27 protein-coding genes are annotated in these 17,397 nt (G+C 62.6%); 25 read left to right on the top strand and 2 right to left on the bottom strand.

Annotated elements, in window-relative coordinates; all coding sequences use genetic code 11:
- Nucleotides 1-133: 133 nt before the first annotated feature.
- The 9 genes from ABC347_RS07900 to ABC347_RS07860 all read left to right on the top strand — a co-directional run bounded on the left by ABC347_RS07900 (nucleotide 134) and on the right by ABC347_RS07860 (nucleotide 5,137).
- Nucleotides 134-439 carry a hypothetical protein gene (locus tag ABC347_RS07900; RefSeq protein ID WP_413245188.1) on the top strand — a complete coding sequence of 102 codons (306 nt, stop codon included), beginning with the start codon at nucleotides 134-136 and terminating at the stop codon, nucleotides 437-439.
- Nucleotides 436-924 carry a DNA N-6-adenine-methyltransferase gene (locus tag ABC347_RS07895; protein WP_413245187.1) on the top strand — a complete coding sequence of 163 codons (489 nt, stop codon included), beginning with the start codon at nucleotides 436-438 and terminating at the stop codon, nucleotides 922-924. Before ABC347_RS07900 ends, ABC347_RS07895 begins: the two co-directional genes overlap by 4 nt.
- Nucleotides 921-1,103 carry a hypothetical protein gene (locus ABC347_RS07890; protein WP_413245186.1) on the top strand — a complete coding sequence of 61 codons (183 nt, stop codon included), beginning with the start codon at nucleotides 921-923 and terminating at the stop codon, nucleotides 1,101-1,103. The genes ABC347_RS07895 and ABC347_RS07890 overlap by 4 nt, the downstream gene beginning before the upstream one ends.
- Nucleotides 1,096-1,299: a hypothetical protein gene (locus tag ABC347_RS07885; protein ID WP_413245185.1), complete on the top strand. Its 204-nt coding sequence runs from the start codon at nucleotides 1,096-1,098 to the stop codon at nucleotides 1,297-1,299. Before ABC347_RS07890 ends, ABC347_RS07885 begins: the two co-directional genes overlap by 8 nt.
- Nucleotides 1,289-1,654 (top strand): VRR-NUC domain-containing protein, encoded by a 366-nt coding sequence (locus ABC347_RS07880; protein ID WP_413245184.1) that lies wholly within the window; start codon nucleotides 1,289-1,291, stop codon nucleotides 1,652-1,654. Before ABC347_RS07885 ends, ABC347_RS07880 begins: the two co-directional genes overlap by 11 nt.
- On the top strand, nucleotides 1,651-1,833 hold the full coding sequence (locus tag ABC347_RS07875) for a hypothetical protein (protein ID WP_413245183.1): 183 nt from the start codon (nucleotides 1,651-1,653) through the stop codon (nucleotides 1,831-1,833). The genes ABC347_RS07880 and ABC347_RS07875 overlap by 4 nt, the downstream gene beginning before the upstream one ends.
- On the top strand, nucleotides 1,830-3,890 hold the full coding sequence (locus ABC347_RS07870; protein WP_413245182.1) for an AAA family ATPase: 2,061 nt from the start codon (nucleotides 1,830-1,832) through the stop codon (nucleotides 3,888-3,890). The genes ABC347_RS07875 and ABC347_RS07870 overlap by 4 nt, the downstream gene beginning before the upstream one ends.
- Nucleotides 3,891-4,137: 247 nt before the next feature.
- Nucleotides 4,138-4,677, top strand: a complete 540-nt coding sequence (locus tag ABC347_RS07865; RefSeq protein ID WP_413245181.1) for a hypothetical protein — start codon at nucleotides 4,138-4,140, stop codon at nucleotides 4,675-4,677.
- Between the two features lie 187 nt (nucleotides 4,678-4,864).
- The gene (locus ABC347_RS07860; protein ID WP_413245180.1) at nucleotides 4,865-5,137 is read left to right on the top strand and encodes an HNH endonuclease; all 273 of its coding nucleotides are present in this window, start codon (nucleotides 4,865-4,867) and stop codon (nucleotides 5,135-5,137) included.
- A gap of 555 nt (nucleotides 5,138-5,692) precedes the next feature.
- Here the strand turns inward: ABC347_RS07860 and ABC347_RS07855 are convergent.
- Nucleotides 5,693-5,824, bottom strand: a complete 132-nt coding sequence (locus ABC347_RS07855) for a hypothetical protein (protein WP_413247099.1) — start codon at nucleotides 5,822-5,824, stop codon at nucleotides 5,693-5,695.
- Here ABC347_RS07855 and ABC347_RS07850 point away from each other — a divergent pair.
- From ABC347_RS07850 to ABC347_RS07775, 16 genes are all read left to right on the top strand, one after another.
- Nucleotides 5,786-6,010 (top strand): HNH endonuclease, encoded by a 225-nt coding sequence (locus ABC347_RS07850; RefSeq protein WP_413247018.1) that lies wholly within the window; start codon nucleotides 5,786-5,788, stop codon nucleotides 6,008-6,010. The genes ABC347_RS07855 and ABC347_RS07850 overlap by 39 nt on opposite strands.
- A 100-nt stretch (nucleotides 6,011-6,110) precedes the next feature.
- Nucleotides 6,111-6,590 (top strand): hypothetical protein, encoded by a 480-nt coding sequence (locus ABC347_RS07845; protein WP_413245179.1) that lies wholly within the window; start codon nucleotides 6,111-6,113, stop codon nucleotides 6,588-6,590.
- Nucleotides 6,591-6,672: 82 nt separating this feature from the next.
- Nucleotides 6,673-8,157, top strand: coding sequence for a terminase large subunit (locus tag ABC347_RS07840; RefSeq protein ID WP_413245178.1), 1,485 nt, complete (start codon nucleotides 6,673-6,675; stop codon nucleotides 8,155-8,157).
- Nucleotides 8,154-9,407: a phage portal protein gene (locus tag ABC347_RS07835; protein WP_413245177.1), complete on the top strand. Its 1,254-nt coding sequence runs from the start codon at nucleotides 8,154-8,156 to the stop codon at nucleotides 9,405-9,407. The genes ABC347_RS07840 and ABC347_RS07835 overlap by 4 nt, the downstream gene beginning before the upstream one ends.
- Entirely contained in the window at nucleotides 9,404-10,045 is a 642-nt protein-coding gene (locus ABC347_RS07830; RefSeq protein WP_413245176.1) for an HK97 family phage prohead protease, read from the top strand. The genes ABC347_RS07835 and ABC347_RS07830 overlap by 4 nt, the downstream gene beginning before the upstream one ends.
- Nucleotides 10,046-10,073: 28 nt before the next feature.
- Nucleotides 10,074-11,270 (top strand): phage major capsid protein, encoded by a 1,197-nt coding sequence (locus ABC347_RS07825; RefSeq protein ID WP_413245175.1) that lies wholly within the window; start codon nucleotides 10,074-10,076, stop codon nucleotides 11,268-11,270.
- 57 nt (nucleotides 11,271-11,327) lie between these two features.
- On the top strand, nucleotides 11,328-11,594 hold the full coding sequence (locus ABC347_RS07820) for a hypothetical protein (protein ID WP_413245174.1): 267 nt from the start codon (nucleotides 11,328-11,330) through the stop codon (nucleotides 11,592-11,594).
- A gap of 11 nt (nucleotides 11,595-11,605) precedes the next feature.
- Entirely contained in the window at nucleotides 11,606-11,920 is a 315-nt protein-coding gene (locus ABC347_RS07815) for a hypothetical protein (protein WP_413245173.1), read from the top strand.
- Between the two features lie 97 nt (nucleotides 11,921-12,017).
- Entirely contained in the window at nucleotides 12,018-13,514 is a 1,497-nt protein-coding gene (locus ABC347_RS07810; RefSeq protein ID WP_413245172.1) for a hypothetical protein, read from the top strand.
- Nucleotides 13,511-14,059 (top strand): head-tail connector protein, encoded by a 549-nt coding sequence (locus ABC347_RS07805; RefSeq protein WP_413245171.1) that lies wholly within the window; start codon nucleotides 13,511-13,513, stop codon nucleotides 14,057-14,059. The genes ABC347_RS07810 and ABC347_RS07805 overlap by 4 nt, the downstream gene beginning before the upstream one ends.
- A gap of 38 nt (nucleotides 14,060-14,097) precedes the next feature.
- Nucleotides 14,098-14,865, top strand: coding sequence for an HNH endonuclease (locus ABC347_RS07800; protein ID WP_413245170.1), 768 nt, complete (start codon nucleotides 14,098-14,100; stop codon nucleotides 14,863-14,865).
- 9 nt (nucleotides 14,866-14,874) lie between these two features.
- Entirely contained in the window at nucleotides 14,875-15,216 is a 342-nt protein-coding gene (locus ABC347_RS07795; RefSeq protein WP_413245169.1) for a phage head closure protein, read from the top strand.
- Nucleotides 15,216-15,602 (top strand): HK97-gp10 family putative phage morphogenesis protein, encoded by a 387-nt coding sequence (locus ABC347_RS07790; RefSeq protein WP_413245168.1) that lies wholly within the window; start codon nucleotides 15,216-15,218, stop codon nucleotides 15,600-15,602. The genes ABC347_RS07795 and ABC347_RS07790 overlap by 1 nt, the downstream gene beginning before the upstream one ends.
- On the top strand, nucleotides 15,603-16,004 hold the full coding sequence (gene gp17 / locus ABC347_RS07785; RefSeq protein WP_413245167.1) for a tail completion protein gp17: 402 nt from the start codon (nucleotides 15,603-15,605) through the stop codon (nucleotides 16,002-16,004). It abuts the gene before it with no gap.
- A gap of 11 nt (nucleotides 16,005-16,015) precedes the next feature.
- Complete coding sequence (locus tag ABC347_RS07780; protein ID WP_413245166.1) at nucleotides 16,016-16,444, top strand: phage tail tube protein; 429 nt, start codon at nucleotides 16,016-16,018, stop codon at nucleotides 16,442-16,444.
- Complete coding sequence (locus ABC347_RS07775) at nucleotides 16,444-16,815, top strand: hypothetical protein (RefSeq protein WP_413245165.1); 372 nt, start codon at nucleotides 16,444-16,446, stop codon at nucleotides 16,813-16,815. Before ABC347_RS07780 ends, ABC347_RS07775 begins: the two co-directional genes overlap by 1 nt.
- A 198-nt stretch (nucleotides 16,816-17,013) precedes the next feature.
- On the opposite strand, the gene ABC347_RS07770 is transcribed toward ABC347_RS07775, so the two are convergent.
- Nucleotides 17,014-17,388, bottom strand: a complete 375-nt coding sequence (locus ABC347_RS07770; protein WP_413245164.1) for a hypothetical protein — start codon at nucleotides 17,386-17,388, stop codon at nucleotides 17,014-17,016.
- Between the last annotated feature and the right edge of the window lie 9 nt (nucleotides 17,389-17,397).

Here is a 17,397-nt window from a genome sequence, read left to right as displayed (position 1 = left end):
TGCGGTTCAGCCGCGGCCTAGACGTGGACGTTGCTCGCGTTGCTCGGGTTCGCGCTTCGATGCCGACGCGCCCGAACCGGCTACACCCGCGCGACATTTCGAAGCCCGCCGGCACCTATATCGATCGCGATCCATGCCCGTGCTGTGGCGTCCGCCGCGACATTGGCTGCGATCATATGCGGCAGGTGGCGTGATGGGGGTGCTGTCCAACATCTGGCCGTGGAACGAGTTCGCCCGGCTGCGTGAACTGGCCGCGTTCCATTGCGAAAGCGCCACCATGATCGCCGACAAGTGGGCGAAGGCGGATCAAGAATTGCGCGAAGCTAAGCGCCGGGAAGAACTGCGCCTCGCCATGCGCCGCGATCGTGACCGCCGCCGCAAGTCCGCCACCAACGCCGACATGATCGCCAAGCTGCGCAGTGAAGAGGTGGCGCTGTGAGCGCGTGGGAAAATCAGGGGGGATCTGACGAGTGGTATACCCCGCCGCACGTCTTCGAAGCGCTGGGGTGTCGCTTCGATCTGGACGTAGCCGCCCCCGCACAGCCGACCCATGTTCCGGCGGACGGTTTTATTTGCGCTGGAAGCCTCGACGCACCGTGGCGCGGCTTCGTCTGGATGAACCCGCCTTTCGGTGGCCGCAACGCCATCGTCCCTTGGCTCGATCGGTTCTTCGCGCATGGCAACGGCATCGCGCTGACGCCGGACCGCACGTCCGCGCCGTGGTTCTGGGAGGCATGGCGCAAGGCTGACGCCGTGCTGTTCACGCGCAAGATCCGGTTTATTCGTCCGGACGGGACGGAAGGCAAAAGCCCGTCGTGCGGGACAGCGCTGTTCGCCAGCGGCAACCGCGGAGTGCTGGCTTTGCGGCGGGCTGAAAGCGCCGGCCTTGGTATTCTCGCACAGCCGATCGGCATCGCGGCATGACCGGCGATCCCACCATCCGCACCATGCTGTCCCAGATCCCTGACGAGCGCTGGGGTGTCATTCAGCCTCATCTCTGGGCCGCCAACTTTGGACGCCAGGAAGCCGATATCCGCGCGCTCATGGCTGAGGTCGTGGCGGAGCGGGAAGCGTCGGGTGTGGTGGAGGTGGCCGATGCGTAGGCAGTACCGCCCCGAATATCAGATGCCGTCGATCGACAGCCCGACTGCGCAGGCAAACGCCAAGACGTTCCTGTGCAACGCGCGCTCGCTCGAGGGCTGGGACGTGGACCGGCTCGCCCACTTCTATCGGCTGAAGCCCAAGACGGCGGAATATCTTCTGACACTCGAGCAGGGGAGGCGCGCCCGTGCCGGCTGACACCCGCTCCGAGATCGTCATCCAGACGCAGTTCCGCGGCCGCGCCCGGATGCTGTGCCCGCGCGTGCATATCGTCGCCATTCCGAACGCTGCCAAGCGCACCCGGTGGGCAGCACAGCAGGCCAAGCGCGAAGGCATGGCAACCGGCTTCCCGGATGTGATGTGCATCTGGCCGGGCGGGATCGCTTTCGTCGAATTCAAGTCGGCTAAGGGTAGGCTGTCGGACAATCAATCCGAATGGCTGGACCGGCTCACCGCGCTCGGCTTTCCGGCCACCGTTTCCCGCGACCCAGACCATGCGCTGGCCTTCCTGCGCAGCGCCGGCGCCCCGTTCATCGGGGAGATCGCGGCGTGAACATCAATGCCATCGCGACCTGCCTGCCTAAACATCTCGAGGCGCTGCAACTACTGGTGAACCGCTGCCCCACGGCAGAGGACCGCAAGGCGCTGATCGTGACGGCGGGGGCCTGCGAGGCAATCTCTCGAGAGGATGCGACGCTCATGATCTCGGCGAACATGCTGGAGACCGCATGACCATGGCGATCGATTTCGACGCGATCCGGCGCGAATATCCGCTCGAGCAGGTCGTGTCCCAGGCGCTGCCGTTGAAGCGAGCCGGCGCGAACAAGGTGGCGGTGTGCCCGTTCCATCCGGACCGGAGCCCCAGCCTCGTCATCTACAAGGATGACACCTATCATTGCTTTGGCTGCGGCGCGCATGGCGACGTGATTGATTTCGTCGCTGGCACCCAGCATCTGTCGATCGGCGAAAGCATCCGCTTTCTGACTGGCGGCCAAGCCCCGCGGCTTGACGACGCAGACCGCGAACGCCGTGAACGCGAAGCCCGTCACCGCGAAGCGCAACAGAAGAAGCGGCAGGAAAATGCCACGCTGGACGCTCGAGCCCGCTGGGCACGCGCGCACGCGATCAACGGCAAGGGCAACGCCTATCTCGAGCGCAAGGGTGTCGCGCCCTACGGTACGCGCTGTGAAGGCGATAACCTGCTGGTGCCGATTTATGATGACGCCGGCCTTATCATGTCGGTGCAGTCGATCCCTGCCGAACCCGGTGCGCGCAAACTGTTTCATGCCGGTGCGCCTGTTGCCGGCGGCACGCTCGCGCTCGGTGATGCGGACCAGGGCCCGATCGTCATTGTCGAAGGATTTGCCACCGGCGCGACAATCCAGGCTGCATCCGGGCTGCTGGTGCTGGTCGGTTTCTCCAAGGGCGCGCTGAAGCGGACGGCCCAGATCGCGCAGCGTCGCTATCCCGGCCGCGAGATCATCATTGCCGCGGATACCAATGGCCTCGAGGCCGCGGAGGCTGCGGCCAAGGCAGTGTCAGGCCGTGTGATCGTGCCGGACCTGCAAGGCGCGGACGGCACCGATTTCAACGATCAGGCCGGGCACTATGGGCTCGAGGATGTGGCGGCGATGTTTCGTGCGCCGGAGCCGCTGGTATCCAGCGATCGGCCTGTGCGGGCCTCTCCGTTCGTGTGGCGTGACCCGGCGACCGTTCCTAAGCGTGAATGGATCTACGGCAAGCATCTGCTGCGCAAGTTCGTCTCTGTGGACGTGGCGGCTGGTGGTGTCGGCAAATCATCGCTGAAGATCGGTGAGGCGCTGGCGATGGCGTCCGGACGCGATCTCTATGCGCAGGGGCTCCACGGCGGGCCACACACCGTCTGGCTCTACAACCTCGAGGACCCGACCGAGGAAACCGAGCGCCGCATCTATGCGACAGCCGATCGGTTCAAACTCGAACCGCAGGTGTTCGGTCAGCGTCTCTATGTCGATAGCGGCCGCGATCAGCGCTGTGTCATCGCAGAGGAAACGCAGGGAGGCGTGCAGGTCGTGCGCCCGGTCGTCGATGCGATCATCGCAGAGATCCTCGATCGGAAGATCGACGTTCTGATTATCGATCCGTTCGTCAGCTCGCACGCTGTGTCAGAGAATGACAACATGGCGATCGATGTCGTCGTGAAGGAATGGGCGCGCATCGCCGATGTCTGCAATTGTAGCATCAACCTGGTGCATCACGTCCGCAAGCAGAACGGGTCCGAAGCGACCGCGGACAGCGCGCGCGGCGCGTCATCGCTGATCGGCGCGGCGCGCTCCGTCATGGTCTTCAACCGCATGTCCAAGGAAGAGGCGGAGAAGGTCCAGGTCGCAGAGGACGAGGCCCGCTTCTACTTCCGCGTCGATAACGACAAAGCCAATCTTGCGCCGCCCGGTTCGACGACCTGGTATCGCATGAACAACGTCGATCTACCCAATGGGGATAGCGTCGGCGTTGCCTGCCCGTGGACTGCCCCAGACGTCTTCGAGGGCATCTCGGTCCACGACCTGATCCGCGTTCAGAAGGCCGTTGGGGCCGGTGAATGGCGGGAAAACAGCCAGGCTCTCGCATGGGTCGGAAAGCCCGTTTCGGAAGCTCTTGGGCTGGACTTGAACGATCGCAAACAGCGCAGCCGCGTCGCCGCCCTGATTAAAGCCTGGGTCCGCGAAGGTGCGCTCGAGATCGTCGAAATGGAAGACAGCAAGCGTAACAAACGGCCGTTCGTGGTCGTCGGAAACTGGGCTCAATTGTGATGCCCCACCTCGAAAAACAGCAGGTGGGGCAAGGTGTGGCAGGTGGGGCAAATCACATGCCTCACCGCACCCCACAGCCCCTCTCCACCCCCCCCCTAAAGGGGGGTGGGTGGGGCAGGTGGGGCAGGTGTGGTGGCGCGGAACCGCTGGTGATGCGCAGGTGGGGCAAAATCGGAGAAGCGGGAATGGTCGATACAAATCCCTTCGACATCCCCGCCTACCGCGATCTTCCTGTGGGGGAATGGTGATGGCCAAGCAGCGTTCGCAACGGAAGCGCCGGATCATCATCACGGCCGAGCATATCGACGCGACACCCGAGCGACTAGCCAAGGGCGACGACTTCGCATTCGTGAACCCGGCCGAGATCGACAGCGCCGAACAACCAATCGGTCTGACCCGCCGGTTTGCAGCATCCCATCTCGACCGGCTCTACAAGGCGGACCGGATCGACTGGCGCTGCTGGTATGCGGGCGGATGGTATCAGCGACAGCACGAGGCCTGCCGGTTCACGTCCAGCGTGGTGGCGAACTATGGCGGCATGACCAGCAATGGCGAGCCGTCCTATGGCCTGGCACGCACTGAGAAGCAGGTTCAGGCGCGCAAGGTGCTGCACGACGCACGGCGGCACATCCCGGCCCACATGCTCGGCTATGTCGATCGACTCCTGCTGCACGACGCCATGCCAGACAGGCGCAACAGGGCAGGGCAGCGCACGCTGAAGGATCTGGCCGTGGCCCTTTCCCGGCTTGCTGACTTCCTGCTGATCCCTGCGAATGAAGACCGTTGACACAGCGGCGCGTTCATGGCAGCTATCCGTCATGCTCCAGACTTGCGTCTGATGCGGCATACCTTCACGTCATCGCCAAGCGCATCGATCGTCTCACCCCATATCGAGGCGATCCCGAACGCTACCTGCTTGAGAAGAACGAACTGGCCCACGAGGTCAGATCGATCGCGTTCAGGATGGAGGGGAGGTGATCAAGCGGTTACGTGGGAGCGCTGGCAAGGCGCAACGCCTGCGCCGGCTCGAACGCACTCAGGGCCTATGCGAGCATTGCAGGGCCAAGGGCATCGCGACCATCGCCACAGTGGTCGATCACATCGTGCCCCTTGCCCATGGTGGCAGCGACAACGACAGCAACACGCGCAACTTGTGCAGGGAATGCGATCGAGACGCCACCGCTGCCCAGTTTGGTCATCGCAAGGTGGTTCGCATTGGCCTGGATGGTTGGCACGAAGTCGGCTAGAAATAAGCGGCCCGGCAAGGTGCTGTAACACCAAGCCGGGCCTAACCAACCGAACGTGCGAGGTTCGATATGGCTTCTGTCCCCATAGCGGTGACGCATACGTGCGCGCAATGTGCCGCTCCGTTTGAGACTGTTCTAAATAAACCAGGCCGGAAGAGAATCTTCTGCTCGTTAAAATGCGGCGAAACGTTTCGGGCAAGAGCGAATGGCTCTGTCGCCAGGGTGTTGCGTCAAAAGGTCGAGCGGGTTTGTGTAGTCTGCTCTGCACTATTTCGCCGAAGCTCAATCAATCGTGACGCTGGGCTGTGCTGCTCGCGTGAATGCGGGTTCGCGCTGATCAGAATGCGGGGCGAGCAATCGAGGCGGGTGCAAGCGGCTAAGGTCGAGTTCGCCAGATGGTCTCGCGCAGTGAAGGCTAGGGCACGTGCTGAGGCTAAGGCAGCGCAGGCAGGTAAGAGATGCCGAGATTGTGGCACTCAGGTCGACAAGTGGCAGCAGCGCTGTGGTGATTGTCGATTGCAAGCGTCTACAACTGTCCGTTTGAAGAACAGAGGGTCAGAAGCTTACAGGATTGCCAAGCGCAAACATCGTGCTGAACGTAGGGCGATAGAGCGAGGCGCGGATGCTGAACGCTTTGATCCGTTTGAGGTGTTTGAGCGTGACGGCTGGCGCTGCCATCTGTGCCATCGTTCAACCCCCAAGAGGTTGCGCGGCTCATACAAGCCGAGCGCACCAGAGCTTGATCACATCGTTCCTCTAGCGAAGGGTGGCTCGCACACGCGGGCAAACACCGCCTGCGCTTGTAGGCAGTGCAATGGGGCGAAGTCTGATCGGGTGTACGGACAACCAAGCCTGTTCAGTGTCGCTGCATAGGGGGCGGGAGGGTTATTCTCCACAGTCTTCATTGCTCGACACCGCCGCATAACTTTCTCTTATCGCTAACACAGTTTCTCGCCCGCGCGATGGAGGTTTGATGACCAAGCGCCGCCAGCGGGTCGATAGCGTAACCGCGCAGGTCGAGGTGATGCAGGCTGCGGTCGTGACCATCGAGGCACCTGCTCACGTTCCATTAGTCGAAGCTGATCAGCCCTTCTGGTGTTCCATTCTTTCTGAAAAGACCAAGGCTGAGTGGACCGGGCACGATCTTGAACTGGCCGCCATGCTTGCCATCGCAATGCGCCGGCTGCGCGACGAAGAACTCGCACTGAGCGGCGAGGATGCGGTGGTGACGACTACTGGCGGCAATTTGGCGGCAAACCCCCGGCTCCGCATCGTTTCTGATCTTCATTCGCGCGTGATGAAATACCGGCAGACGCTAGGCATTCATAACCGCGGAAAGAATGGCGAGCAGCGGGACGTGGATAAGCGCCGCAGCCAAGCAAGGGTGAGCGAAGATGCGGCTACAAGAGTCGCGGACGAAGACGACCTCATCGCACGCCCCACGACTCATTAGTCCGTTTTTGTCCGGCCCAGTGCCGGTTCGGCGCGAGTGGCGCAGTCTGCCGTTGGGTAAGCTGACCCGCGCTGAGAAGAATATGAGGTTCGCTGAAAACCACTGCCGGGTGCCGGAGGGCGATAAGGTCGGTCAGAAAATCCGACTCGCGGATTTCCAGGAAGATTTCTTCTACGCGGTTTATGACAATGAGGTTCTGACCCGGACAGCCATCTTGTCGATGGCCAGGAAGAACTCGAAAACAGCTACGATCGCGCTGATCGTCATCATTCATATTGCTGGACCTGAGGCTGTTCAGAACAGTCGTATCAGCTCAGGTGCCCGGTCGCGGAAGCAGGCAGCGGAAGTTTACAATTACGCATCAAAGATGGTCGCGCTGAGCGACACTCTTCGGCCGATCATCAAGCCAGTGCCGAGCGGGAAGCGCTTGATCGGCCTGCTAATGAACGTCGAATACGAAGCGCTCGCCGCGGAAGGTAAGACGGCTCACGGCGGTTCGCCCATCGTAGCGATCTTGGATGAGCTTGGTCAGGTAAAAGGCCCGCAAGACGATTTCGTCGATGCTATCATCACGTCTCAGGGAGCTTACGAAAACCCATTACTGATCGTCATTTCGACGCAAGCGCCAACGGATGCTGACATGCTCAGCATCATGATTGACGATGCCGAGCGATCCGAAGATCCTTCGATTGTTTGCCACGTCTACCGCGCGCCGAAAGATTGCGAGTTGGATGACGAGGCTGCCTGGAAAGCTGCCAACCCAGCGCTGGGTCTCTTCAGGTCTAAGGCTGACGTGGCGGACAAGGCTGAGAAAGCGAAGCGGATGCCGTCCGGCGAATCCGCTTTCCGCGTTCTCTACCTCAACCAGCGTGTGAACATGATGAGCCCGTTCGTTTCGGCGAGCGTTTGGAAGGCGGGGAACGACGAGCCAGCAGAGTTCGGGACATGCGCCGTCTATGGCGGGCTGGACCTGTCATCGACGACCGACTTGACCGCGCTGGTGCTGACGAGCCGACAGGATGGCCTGCTGCACGTCCGTTCGTGGTTCTGGATGCCGGAAGCGACCGTGAAGGCCGCGGCGAAGCGCGACCGGGCACCGTATGACGTGTGGGCGCGGGACGGACTGATCCGGCTGACGCCCGGCCCGGTGGTCGATTACGAGTTCGTGGCGAACGATATTGCGGTGATCTGCGCGGGCCTGAACGTGGCGACGGTCGCGTTCGACCGCTGGCGGATGGATCGGCTGAAGGCTGAACTGGACCGCTTGGGTATCGTGCTGCCGCTTCAGCCATACGGGCAAGGCTTCAAGGATATGTCGCCGGCGCTGGACGCGCTGGAAGCGGACTTGCTGCAGGGCCGACTACGGCATGGGGGCAACCCGGTGCTGACGATGTGCGCCGCGAACGCGGTGGTGACAGCGGACCCGGCGGGAAACCGGAAGCTGGTGAAGGGCAAGGCGACGGGCCGGATCGACGGCATGGTGGCGTTGGCGATGGCGGAAGGGATTGAAGCAATGACGATCCCGGAAGCGAGCGTGGACGACTGGATCAAGAGCTTCGCCGCGTGAGCTGGTGGCGCAAGCTCGTTGGCCTGAACGAGGTAGAAACCAAGGATATCGAGCCGTGGCGGGGGGGCGCTGCGTCTTCGGAGAATGGCAATAACTTCGTCACCAACCAGGTGACGGTTGCCGACTATGCCGACTGGCGCGCGAGTGCCGGGGGCGGCGCGCTTGGTCATTCCGCAACCTGGGCGTGCGTCAATCTGCTGGCGGGCACAATCTCCAGCTTGCCGCTCATGGTCTATCAGACGGATACACAGGGCGTCCGCAGCGTCGCGCGCCAGCATCCGCTGTATTACGTGCTGCACGATAGCCCGAATTTCGATCAAACAGCCCTTGATTTCTGGGAGTATATGGCGGCGGCGGTCGAGTTGCAGGGCAATGCCTATGCGACGATCGAGAAGCGCGCGGACGGTTCTGTCTATTCGTTGACGCCGGTTCGCCCGGATCTGGTGCGCGCAGAGCGTGTTGGCGGCCGGTTGCGCTACACCTGGAACGGCAAAGACGGAGCGATTATTCGCGCCGGCACTGACGTTCTGCACATCCGCGGACCTTTGGGCGATGCGCTATCCGGGCTTTCCACCCTGTCCGCTTGCCGGGGGGCGTTCGATACCGCGCAGTCGGCGGACTCGGCTGCCGGGACCGTGTTCCGGAATGGAGCGCGGCCGAGCGGCGTGTTGTCCACTGATAAGTCGCTGAATGGCGACCAGCGCCGCGAACTGGAGGCGCTGCTGCAGGAGAAATTCGTCGGTTCGATCAATGCAGGCCGGCCCATGTTGCTGGATAACGCACTGAAGTGGGACCAGCTGACTATCGATCCGGTCGATGCGCAAATGCTTGAAAGCAGGCGGTTTTCTGTTGAGGAAATATGTCGCGTGTTTGGGGTTCCACCCCACATGGTGGGCCACACCGAGAATAGCACCAGCTGGGGCACCGGGCTCGAACAGCAGACCTTGGGTTTCGTCAAATTTTCGCTTCGCCGCCGGCTCAAGCGGATCGAGCAGGCTGTCGAAAAGCAGCTCCTAACACCTGCAGATCGTATCGCTGGCATCACAATCGAGTTCAATCTTGAAGGTTTGCTGCGCGGCGATAGCGCTGGTCGCGCGTCCTTCTACCAGTCCGGTCTCAACAATGGCTGGATGACAATCAACGAGGTCCGCCGGTTGGAAAACATGCCGCCAGTTCCGGGCGGTGACGTGCCCCGGATGCAATCACAGAACGTAGCAATCACACAAAGCGGCGAGGAGGCCGTCGTATGAACGAGTTCGACTTCCCGCTCGACTTGAAGCAGATCGACGCTGACGGCACAATCGTTGGCTTGGCCGCGGGTTATGGCAATGTTGATTATGGCGGCGACGTTCTGCTGCCGGGCTCGGCGACCAAGTCGCTGGATGGCCGTAAGTCGCTTCCGATGCTGCTGTTCCACGATCAGCGCCGGCCAGTGGGCGTGTGGACGGGCTTCGAAGAAACCTCCGATGGCCTGCTATCCAAGGGCCGATTTGCCATGTCGACCGTCGACGGTCGCGAGGCTCATGCGATGGCGAAGGACGGCGCCTACGGCGGCCTGTCGATCGGCTACCGCACGCTGCGCGACAAGCTGGTGGGCAAGGCTCGGCATCTGCTTGAAGTCGCTCTCCACGAAATCAGCCTGGTGACCATCCCCATGAACGCGAAGGCGCTGATCACCAGCGTGAAGGGGATCGAGGACGCCAGGGCAAGACTTGCAGCCGGGGATCGGCTGACGGAGCGGGAGTTCGACGCCTTCTTCAAGGCGCTTGGGCTTTCGAACAGCGAGGCTGAGCGCGCCGTGCGCATCAACCTCAAGACGGGTCAGGGGGAGCCTGACGGCACGGCGAACGACGAAGCGCGGGCTTTCCTGGAAGCGCTGCGCGTCTGACATCACCATTTGCCGAAAGGGCACCAAGATGACTACCGAGACCAAGTCGGTCGCCGAGCTGGCGGCCGAAACGAAGACGCTTGTCGAGAAGAAGTTCGACGAAGTGAAGGCGATTGCCGAACGTGCGATCGGCATGACCGAGAAGGGCGAGCAGCTTTCCGCCGACTTCAAGGCGAAGGCTGACGAAGCGCTCACCACTGCGAACGAGGCGAAAGGCCTGCTGGCGCAGCTGGAGCAGCGCATCGCGTCCGAACAGACCGAGCAGCGTGGTCCGACTTCGGCCGGCCAGCGGTTCATCGAAAGCGACGGCTTCAAGTCGTTCGCCGGCCAAGCGCATCCGCGTGGGCGCTGCATTATCGAGGTGAAGGACATCACCTCGCTGACGACCGACGCCGCCGGTTCGGTCGGTGCGATGGTCGAGCCGCAGCAGGTCGGCCCGGTGATGCTCCAGCAGCGCCGCATGACGATCCGCTCGCTGCTCGCGCCCGGCACGACCAGCAGTTCGTCGATCGAATATGATCGCGAGAAGGCGTTCACGAACGCTGCTGCGCCGGTCGCTGAAGGCGTGCTGAAGCCGCAGTCCGAACTGCAGGTGGAAGAGGTCACCGCCAGCGTGCGAACGATTGCGCACTGGATGCGGGCATCGGTGCAGATCCTGGCCGACGCGCCGGGCCTGCGCTCGATGATCGACCAGCGGCTGCGCTATGGCCTGGCCTACGCCGAGGAAGTCCAGCTGCTGACGGGTTCCGGCACCGGCCAGAACCTTCCCGGCCTGATCACCAACGCGGCTGCATACTCGGCACCGGGCAGCATCACCGCTGCCACGCCGCTGGATGTGGTTCGCCTGATGATCCTGCAGGTAGCGCTGGCCGAATATCCGGCGAACGGCATCGTGATGAACCCGATCGACATGGCGGCGATCGAGATCGCGAAGGACTCGGCCGGTGGCTACATCATCGGTCAGCCGCAGGGCATGATCCAGAAGACCCTGTGGGGCCTGCCGGTGGTCGAGACGCAGGCGATCGGCGTCGACAAGGCGCTGGTCGGCGCGTTCAACCTCGCTGCCCAGATCTTCGATCGCCAGGACGCGACGGTCGAGGTTTCGACCGAGGATCAGGACAACTTCGTCAAGAACAAGGTGACCATCCGCGCGGAAGAGCGGCTCGCGCTCGCGATCTACCGCACGACCGCGCTGGTCTACGGCGATCTGGGTCGCGTTCCCTGAGCCTGAACGGGGAGGGGTTTCGATCCCTCCCCAACCTTTCCTGTTGGGAGAGAAGCGATGATCAAGACGGTCACGAAGAAGCCGCTGAACGGCGAGGATGCCGGCGCGGAAGTCGAGCTTTCGAAGCACGACTACAACTATCTTGTCGGGCTTGGCGCGGTTGAGCCGGTCAGCGACGAAGCGCCCGATGCTGATGACGGCGCCAAGGTGGTCGCTCAGACCGATCCGGTCGATCCGCCGGCTGACGCCAAGGATGTCTCGCGCGAAGAAAAGCCGGCGAAGCCTACCGCGCGAAAGCCTTCCGCGAAGTCGGCCGCCAAGTAATGGCAAGGGCCGTGCGTTACGCTAAATTCGGCTCACCCGGCCGAAAGGCTTATGCCCGCGCGGCCTCTACCGGCCTGCGACTGTCCGGTAACCAGACGGCAGTCGCGCTCAATTCCTCGGCAGCGTTCACGCCCACCATCGCAGGCGGCCTTGCGCCGTTCACGATGACACTGGCGAGCGGCGCGCTGCCCACTGGCCGATCGATCGTCGGCCTGTCCGTTACCGGCACGCACAGCGGCGCTGGCACATTCAACTATACCCTCCGGGTGACGGACGCGCGCGGTGGCGTGGCGACCCTCCCGGTCGGCCCTGTCGTGGTGAGCTGATATGGCACGATCGCAGCGTTACGCCCGCTTTGGCACGCAGGGGCGGAAGGCTTACTCACGCGCTGTGTTTGCCGCGGGTGGCGGTGGGGCTGGGGCATTGCCTCGCTATGTCTACGCGGCTGCTGGCCTCAACCCGCCTATTGCCTTCCAGGCCGTCACGTCCGGCACCGAATACAGCTTCATGAAGAAGTGGTTTGCGCTGCCGGAAGCCTGCGACCACGGCTATTTCATTTTCTGCGACAAGGCTCTGAACGGCGCTGGTGCGAATGTGCACGTCGCGCCCGGCAACACCGCGCAGGACTGGCGGGTGATGACTGTCGAGGCTGTGGCGGGTGGTGCTATCACACAGGTTCAGCACCCCGATAATGGCAACCCCATCGGCCCCGGCAACGTCTGGACGCGTCCGGCGAATAGCATCCGCGCAGTTCGTGTCGGCGCTCTAGCGGCTGGCGAATATCTCTGGCGCGGCCATGACTATGTGCCGGTCGGCGGCCAGCGGACCATTTCAGTCGCCCCGAGCTCCGGCATGGTGACGGGCGAAACGAGCGGCGCATCGGCCACGCCTTTCGATGGGACGATCCCCACCGGCCGCGTATTCAGCCACACGACTGCGCCGTCCGCATTCTTGGCAGTGCTGAAGACTGGCAAGGCCGTGCTGGTGCTGGGTGACAGCATCGAGGATCGCTTCTCGGACAGCTCGAACAACAATTACAATCACGGGCCGATCCGCGAGCTGTTGACGCTGGCGAGCAATGGCGGGCGTGTGGCGGTTTCCGGCGACTGCCTGTCGCAATCCAATCTCTCGACTTTCCTGACCACGCCTCTGGCTACCTACATGAACGGGGCACAGTTCCAGGAGGCGGTGCTGGCGGCGATCCCCGGCGCGAACCAGAATTATTGGCCGTTTACCGACGCGATCAATGAGCATTTCCGCAACATGAGCGGGACCGCTGCGACCGTCACCAACGCCTTCATCGATCTGATCTGGGCGAAGGACCCGACTGTTCGCATCTGGGGGCACACACCTTACCCGTATGTGCAGGGCACCGGGATCAGCGGCACGACGCCGGCAACGCAGTTCGCAGTTACCGCTGACATGCAGGCGGTCATCCCGCAGGGCGTTGCCGAACGCGACACCTTCATGACGCAAACCCGGTCGCTGTTGGGTGGGCGCTATCGCGGTGTCTTTGATCACGATGTAAATCTGGCTCCGGCTTCGCCGAACCAGCGACTGTGGAAGGTCGGCCCGACCGCAACGATGGCAGTCGCCACGATCGACGACGCTAACGGCCCCTCGACTATCACGTTGACCGGCGTCCAGCCTTTGAAGGGCGAGTATTACGTGATCGATCCGGGCGGGGCCAATCAGGAAGGCCCATTCCGCACGAGCGTTGCCAATGCCGCCACTCCCTCGGGGGGCAACTGGGTGGTGGGCAACCAGAGCAACGTCAAGATTGTGAAGGCGCACCCGATCGGGACGCCGGTCGTGTTCATTGAAACGGCGGACGGCACACATCCCACTGCCCGGTATCGGTTTGAGGTGATGAACGCCCCCGGCATGATCGCCGCCAAGCAAGCGCTGATCGCCGCGTGATCACCCTAATCACCCCGCCTACCGACACCCCAATCTCGGTCGAGGAAGCGCGCGAGCAGTGCCGCATCGACGGCACCGGCGAAGATGCCTTCCTGGAACAGGCGATCAACGCGGCCACCCACTGGATCGAAACCTACACCGGCCAGCGGCTTGTCACGCAGACAGTCAGCTTCACGACCGACACGACCGAACAGCTATGGCGGCTGCCGGTCTCGCCCATCCAAAACGTTACCGGTATCGAGTATATCGACACGGCTGGAACGACCGGCACGGTGGACCCGGACAGCTACGTGGTGCGCAAGACCGGCATGTATCCGTCGATCGTGCTGGCGAGCAACGCGACGTGGCCGAACCGGCAATATGGCAGCCAGATCACGGTAACTGCGGTGGTCGGGTTCGGCGATCCGGCTGACGTGCCCGACGATATCCGGCTGGCGGTCAAGATTTTGGTGAGCGCGATTTACGACAACCGCGGCGCGATCCCGGATGACGCAGGGCGGACGCTCGACTGGCTGCTTGAACGGCATCGGCGGATTGCTGTTTAGCTAGACCAGAGTCGCCCGACGAAGTAACATTTGGCAACATGCTTACGATCGAAACCGTGCTGACAAAGCGCTGCAGTAAATGCGGGATCGAACGGGAAGCCACGGCGGGAAACTTCAGTTGGAGGAAGCCGCGCAAGGGTAGGTCGGGACGATGGGAAGGGCCTTGCCACCCATGTAACCGGGCTCATGTTCTGTCTTGGCGAATGGAGAACCCGGAAAAGGCTCAAGCCGCCGATCGCGCCAAATACGAACGCAACCGCGATGCGGTGATCCAGCGTGTCGCAGAGTATCAGAAAGACAATCGGGAAGTCTGCAACGAGCGTAAGCGGGCATGGCGGGACCGAGATATCGAGCGCCATCGTGAGGCTGCACGGCGGCGGCGTGAGGATCGCAGAGACGAGATCAGGGAGTATTGGAGGAATTGGGCGGCGGCCAACCCGGACAAGGTTCGCGCGTCAAGCCGCCGATCGTATGTCCGAAACCGTGAAGCGTTGCTGGCATGGGGGCGGGCTTACCGCCTGGCTTTTCCCGAAAAGGCGATGGCGAGGGTTAGGGCCTACCGAGCGAGGAAGCGCGGCGCGGCCGGACGGCACACCGACGCCGACATCAAACGGCAGTTAGCCGGCCAGCGAGGCCTGTGTTGGTGGTGCTGCCGTAAGGTTGGAAAATACCATGTCGATCACCGTATCCCGCTAGCGCGGGGTGGATCGAACGGACCTGAGAATATCGTGATTTCGTGCCCACAGTGCAATCAGCGGAAGAACGCGAAGATGCCTTGGGAGATGGAGGTGCCACGGCTCCTCTAGGGAGGTGGCATGGCCGAATATGTGCTGAAGTCGGGGGAATTGGACCGGCGACTGACGATCCTGAAGTTCGGGACAGCGGCCGATAGCTACGGTGACGATCGCCCCGGATACACAGAGGCCGCCACGGTGTCGGCAAAGCAGCGGCCTTCGCCGGGGAGTGAGCGCTTCAGCAGTGCGCAGACCGGGGCGATTGCGCCGATGGTGTTCACGGTCCGCTGGTCGAGCCTGACGGAAGACATCAGCCCCAAGGATCGCGTCAGGTGCGATGGTGTCGAATATGATGTGCGGTCCGTTAGCCCGCTCGGTCGGCGTGTGGCGCTGGAAATTATCGGTGATCGGAGGGCGGACTGATGCGCATGTCCGTTCGGATCGATGGGCTGAAGGATGTTGAGGCGCGGCTCGAAAAGCTCCGCAGCGCCGCTGCCGCTGGCGAGGTTCGGGCAGCTCTGAAGGCAGGTGGCGAGGTAATCGCGAGCCGGGCAAAGGAGTTGGTGCCGGTCGATACGGGCGCTTTGCGGGACAGTATCGAAGTCCAGTTGCCCAGCGGGAACGCGCCCACCGCCATTGTCGGCGCACGCGAGCCGCAGGGTTTCTATGACAATTATATCGAGTTCGGAACCGTGAACATGCCGCCGCAGCCGTTCCTTCGCCCAGCTTGGGAAGAACAGCGCGACGACGCGCAGCGCATTGTCTCAAAGCACATGCGGGGAAGCGTCAAGCGAGCGGCGGACGCGTAGATGTCTATCACGGCTGCGATCCGCGATCGGCTGAAAGCTCAGTCGGTAGCGGGCGGACGCGTCTATCGTGACGAAAGGCCGGAAGGAACCGCTCTTCCAGCGGCGGTGATCTACCTCGTTTCATCGCCCGCGGTGTCGACCTTGGACGGACGCCGGGATTACCAGCGGTCGCGCATTCAGATCGACTGTTTCGCAGCAGGCCGGGGCGCGGCGGATGATCTGGCGGACGCGGTGGTCGCGGCCGTGGAAGCTACTTTTGAAGCGGCCGGCGTGCGCGTCGATCGCTCGTTCATCGCCAATCGCCGGGGGGACAGTGACCGGCGCAAAGAAGTCTCCGGAGAACCCGGCGGCACAACCTATCGCACCATGCTCGACCTTTCGGTCTGGCACTCACCTATCTGAAGGAGGAAGAAATGTCGGACGCGAAGATCGGCTATGGTGGCCAGTTCTGGATCCACAATGGCACGGCGCTCACCAAGATTGCCGAGGTGACGAGTATCAGCCTGCCGAACGAGCAGGTTGATGACGTCGAGGTCACTCACCTCGAAAGCCCGAACCGGACGCGCGAGTATATCGCTGGCATGATCGATCCGGGCGAGATCACGATCGAGATGAACTATATCGCCGGCTCGGCTAGCGACGATCTTATTTCCGAGGCGAAAGCCGATGCGGTGGCGGTGGCGATGAAGATCGTCGTCCCGGCGACGGGTGGCGATCAGCAGTTCACGTTCAACGGCATCATCAAGGGTTATGAGCGTTCGGGCCTGGTCGCTGACGAAGCCCAGATGGCGACGTTGACGGTTCGCATCGCGGGTGCCGTGACTCAGGCGGCAGCTGCCTAATGGGTAACCCCTTCCGCGGCGCGATCGATATCGAGGCTGACGGCCAGCGCTACACGCTCACTCTCGATTTCAACACCTTCGTCGAGATCGAGGAAGCGACCGGGCTGGATATGCAGGCTTTGGGTCCGGCGCTGAGCGACAGTCCCAGCGCGAAGCTGGTTCAGACAGTGTTTTGGGCAACGCTGCTCGACCAACACCCGGACGTGACGCCGCGGGATGCTGGCCGGCTCATCTCCGCCATCGGCCTCGATGGGTTCGGGGACGCCTTCAATCGCCTGTTTGCAGCGGTGATGCCGAAGGCCGATACGGCGCGCCCTCCCAAGGCCCGGAAGCCCGCGGCGACGCTTCCGGGTGGGACTGGTTCAGCCTAATCAGCGTATGGGCGGAAGAGGGTTTGCCACCTGATCAGTTCTGGCGGCAGACCCCGGCCAGTTACGGCGCGATCATGGCAGGCAGGCGGCGGGCTGCGGAGCGCGAACAGCAAGGGCGCGCGTGGCTGGCTTGGCATTCGGGAGCGCTGGCCCAGATGCCAGGGAAGAAATTCCCGACCCTCGACAAGCTGATGGGGATCAAGCGTCCGGCTGCTGCCGCCCAGTCGTCTGATCAGTTGCTGGCGGCGATGCGGGCATGGGTTCGGCAGACGCGCGGTTAGCGGCTTGCCCATGATAGATCGCCAGGGAAACACGATGAAGGCGTTCAGCAATCTCGCTGATGCCCCAACAGATAAGGCCAAGCAGTAGGCACAGTGCGCCTCCGCCAAAAGCCAAATCGCGGTCTGCTATCTTGCCAATATTGATGACTTCGCTGGGGCCGTAAATTGACCCGGAAGTCACTCCGACTGGCATTAGGAAAGCATAACCAACCAGGCCTAGCCCGGCCAAAATCAGCAGCGATCCCCAGATGTTCCACGCCTGCGATGGCGGATGGGCCGTAGCACTGTTCATTGGAGACTC

This window comes from Sphingomonas canaveralia, assembly GCF_047238125.1.
Classification (GTDB): Bacteria; Pseudomonadota; Alphaproteobacteria; order Sphingomonadales; family Sphingomonadaceae; genus JBDFMH01.
The sequence above is the reverse complement of the archived record's forward strand: the minus strand, read 5'-3'. Positions and strand labels throughout refer to the sequence as shown.

Bases quoted from the DNA above. Each gene is read 5' to 3' on its own strand.
- ABC347_RS07870 (WP_413245182.1), top strand. From the start codon at position 1,830: ATGACCATGGCGATCGATTTCGACGCGATCCGGCGCGAATATCCGCTC.
- ABC347_RS07770 (WP_413245164.1), bottom strand. From the start codon at position 17,388: ATGAACAGTGCTACGGCCCATCCGCCATCGCAGGCGTGGAACATCTGG.
- ABC347_RS07840 (WP_413245178.1), top strand. From the start codon at position 6,673: ATGAGGTTCGCTGAAAACCACTGCCGGGTGCCGGAGGGCGATAAGGTC.
- ABC347_RS07890 (WP_413245186.1), top strand. From the start codon at position 921: ATGACCGGCGATCCCACCATCCGCACCATGCTGTCCCAGATCCCTGAC.
- gp17 (WP_413245167.1), top strand. From the start codon at position 15,603: ATGTCTATCACGGCTGCGATCCGCGATCGGCTGAAAGCTCAGTCGGTA.
- ABC347_RS07865 (WP_413245181.1), top strand. From the start codon at position 4,138: ATGGCCAAGCAGCGTTCGCAACGGAAGCGCCGGATCATCATCACGGCC.
- ABC347_RS07900 (WP_413245188.1), top strand. From the start codon at position 134: ATGCCCGTGCTGTGGCGTCCGCCGCGACATTGGCTGCGATCATATGCG.
- ABC347_RS07845 (WP_413245179.1), top strand. From the start codon at position 6,111: ATGACCAAGCGCCGCCAGCGGGTCGATAGCGTAACCGCGCAGGTCGAG.
- ABC347_RS07780 (WP_413245166.1), top strand. From the start codon at position 16,016: ATGTCGGACGCGAAGATCGGCTATGGTGGCCAGTTCTGGATCCACAAT.
- ABC347_RS07775 (WP_413245165.1), top strand. From the start codon at position 16,444: ATGGGTAACCCCTTCCGCGGCGCGATCGATATCGAGGCTGACGGCCAG.
- ABC347_RS07820 (WP_413245174.1), top strand. From the start codon at position 11,328: ATGATCAAGACGGTCACGAAGAAGCCGCTGAACGGCGAGGATGCCGGC.
- ABC347_RS07855 (WP_413247099.1), bottom strand. From the start codon at position 5,824: ATGGCACAGATGGCAGCGCCAGCCGTCACGCTCAAACACCTCAAACGG.
- ABC347_RS07825 (WP_413245175.1), top strand. From the start codon at position 10,074: ATGACTACCGAGACCAAGTCGGTCGCCGAGCTGGCGGCCGAAACGAAG.
- ABC347_RS07830 (WP_413245176.1), top strand. From the start codon at position 9,404: ATGAACGAGTTCGACTTCCCGCTCGACTTGAAGCAGATCGACGCTGAC.
- ABC347_RS07790 (WP_413245168.1), top strand. From the start codon at position 15,216: ATGCGCATGTCCGTTCGGATCGATGGGCTGAAGGATGTTGAGGCGCGG.
- ABC347_RS07885 (WP_413245185.1), top strand. From the start codon at position 1,096: ATGCGTAGGCAGTACCGCCCCGAATATCAGATGCCGTCGATCGACAGC.
- ABC347_RS07795 (WP_413245169.1), top strand. From the start codon at position 14,875: ATGGCCGAATATGTGCTGAAGTCGGGGGAATTGGACCGGCGACTGACG.
- ABC347_RS07800 (WP_413245170.1), top strand. From the start codon at position 14,098: ATGCTTACGATCGAAACCGTGCTGACAAAGCGCTGCAGTAAATGCGGG.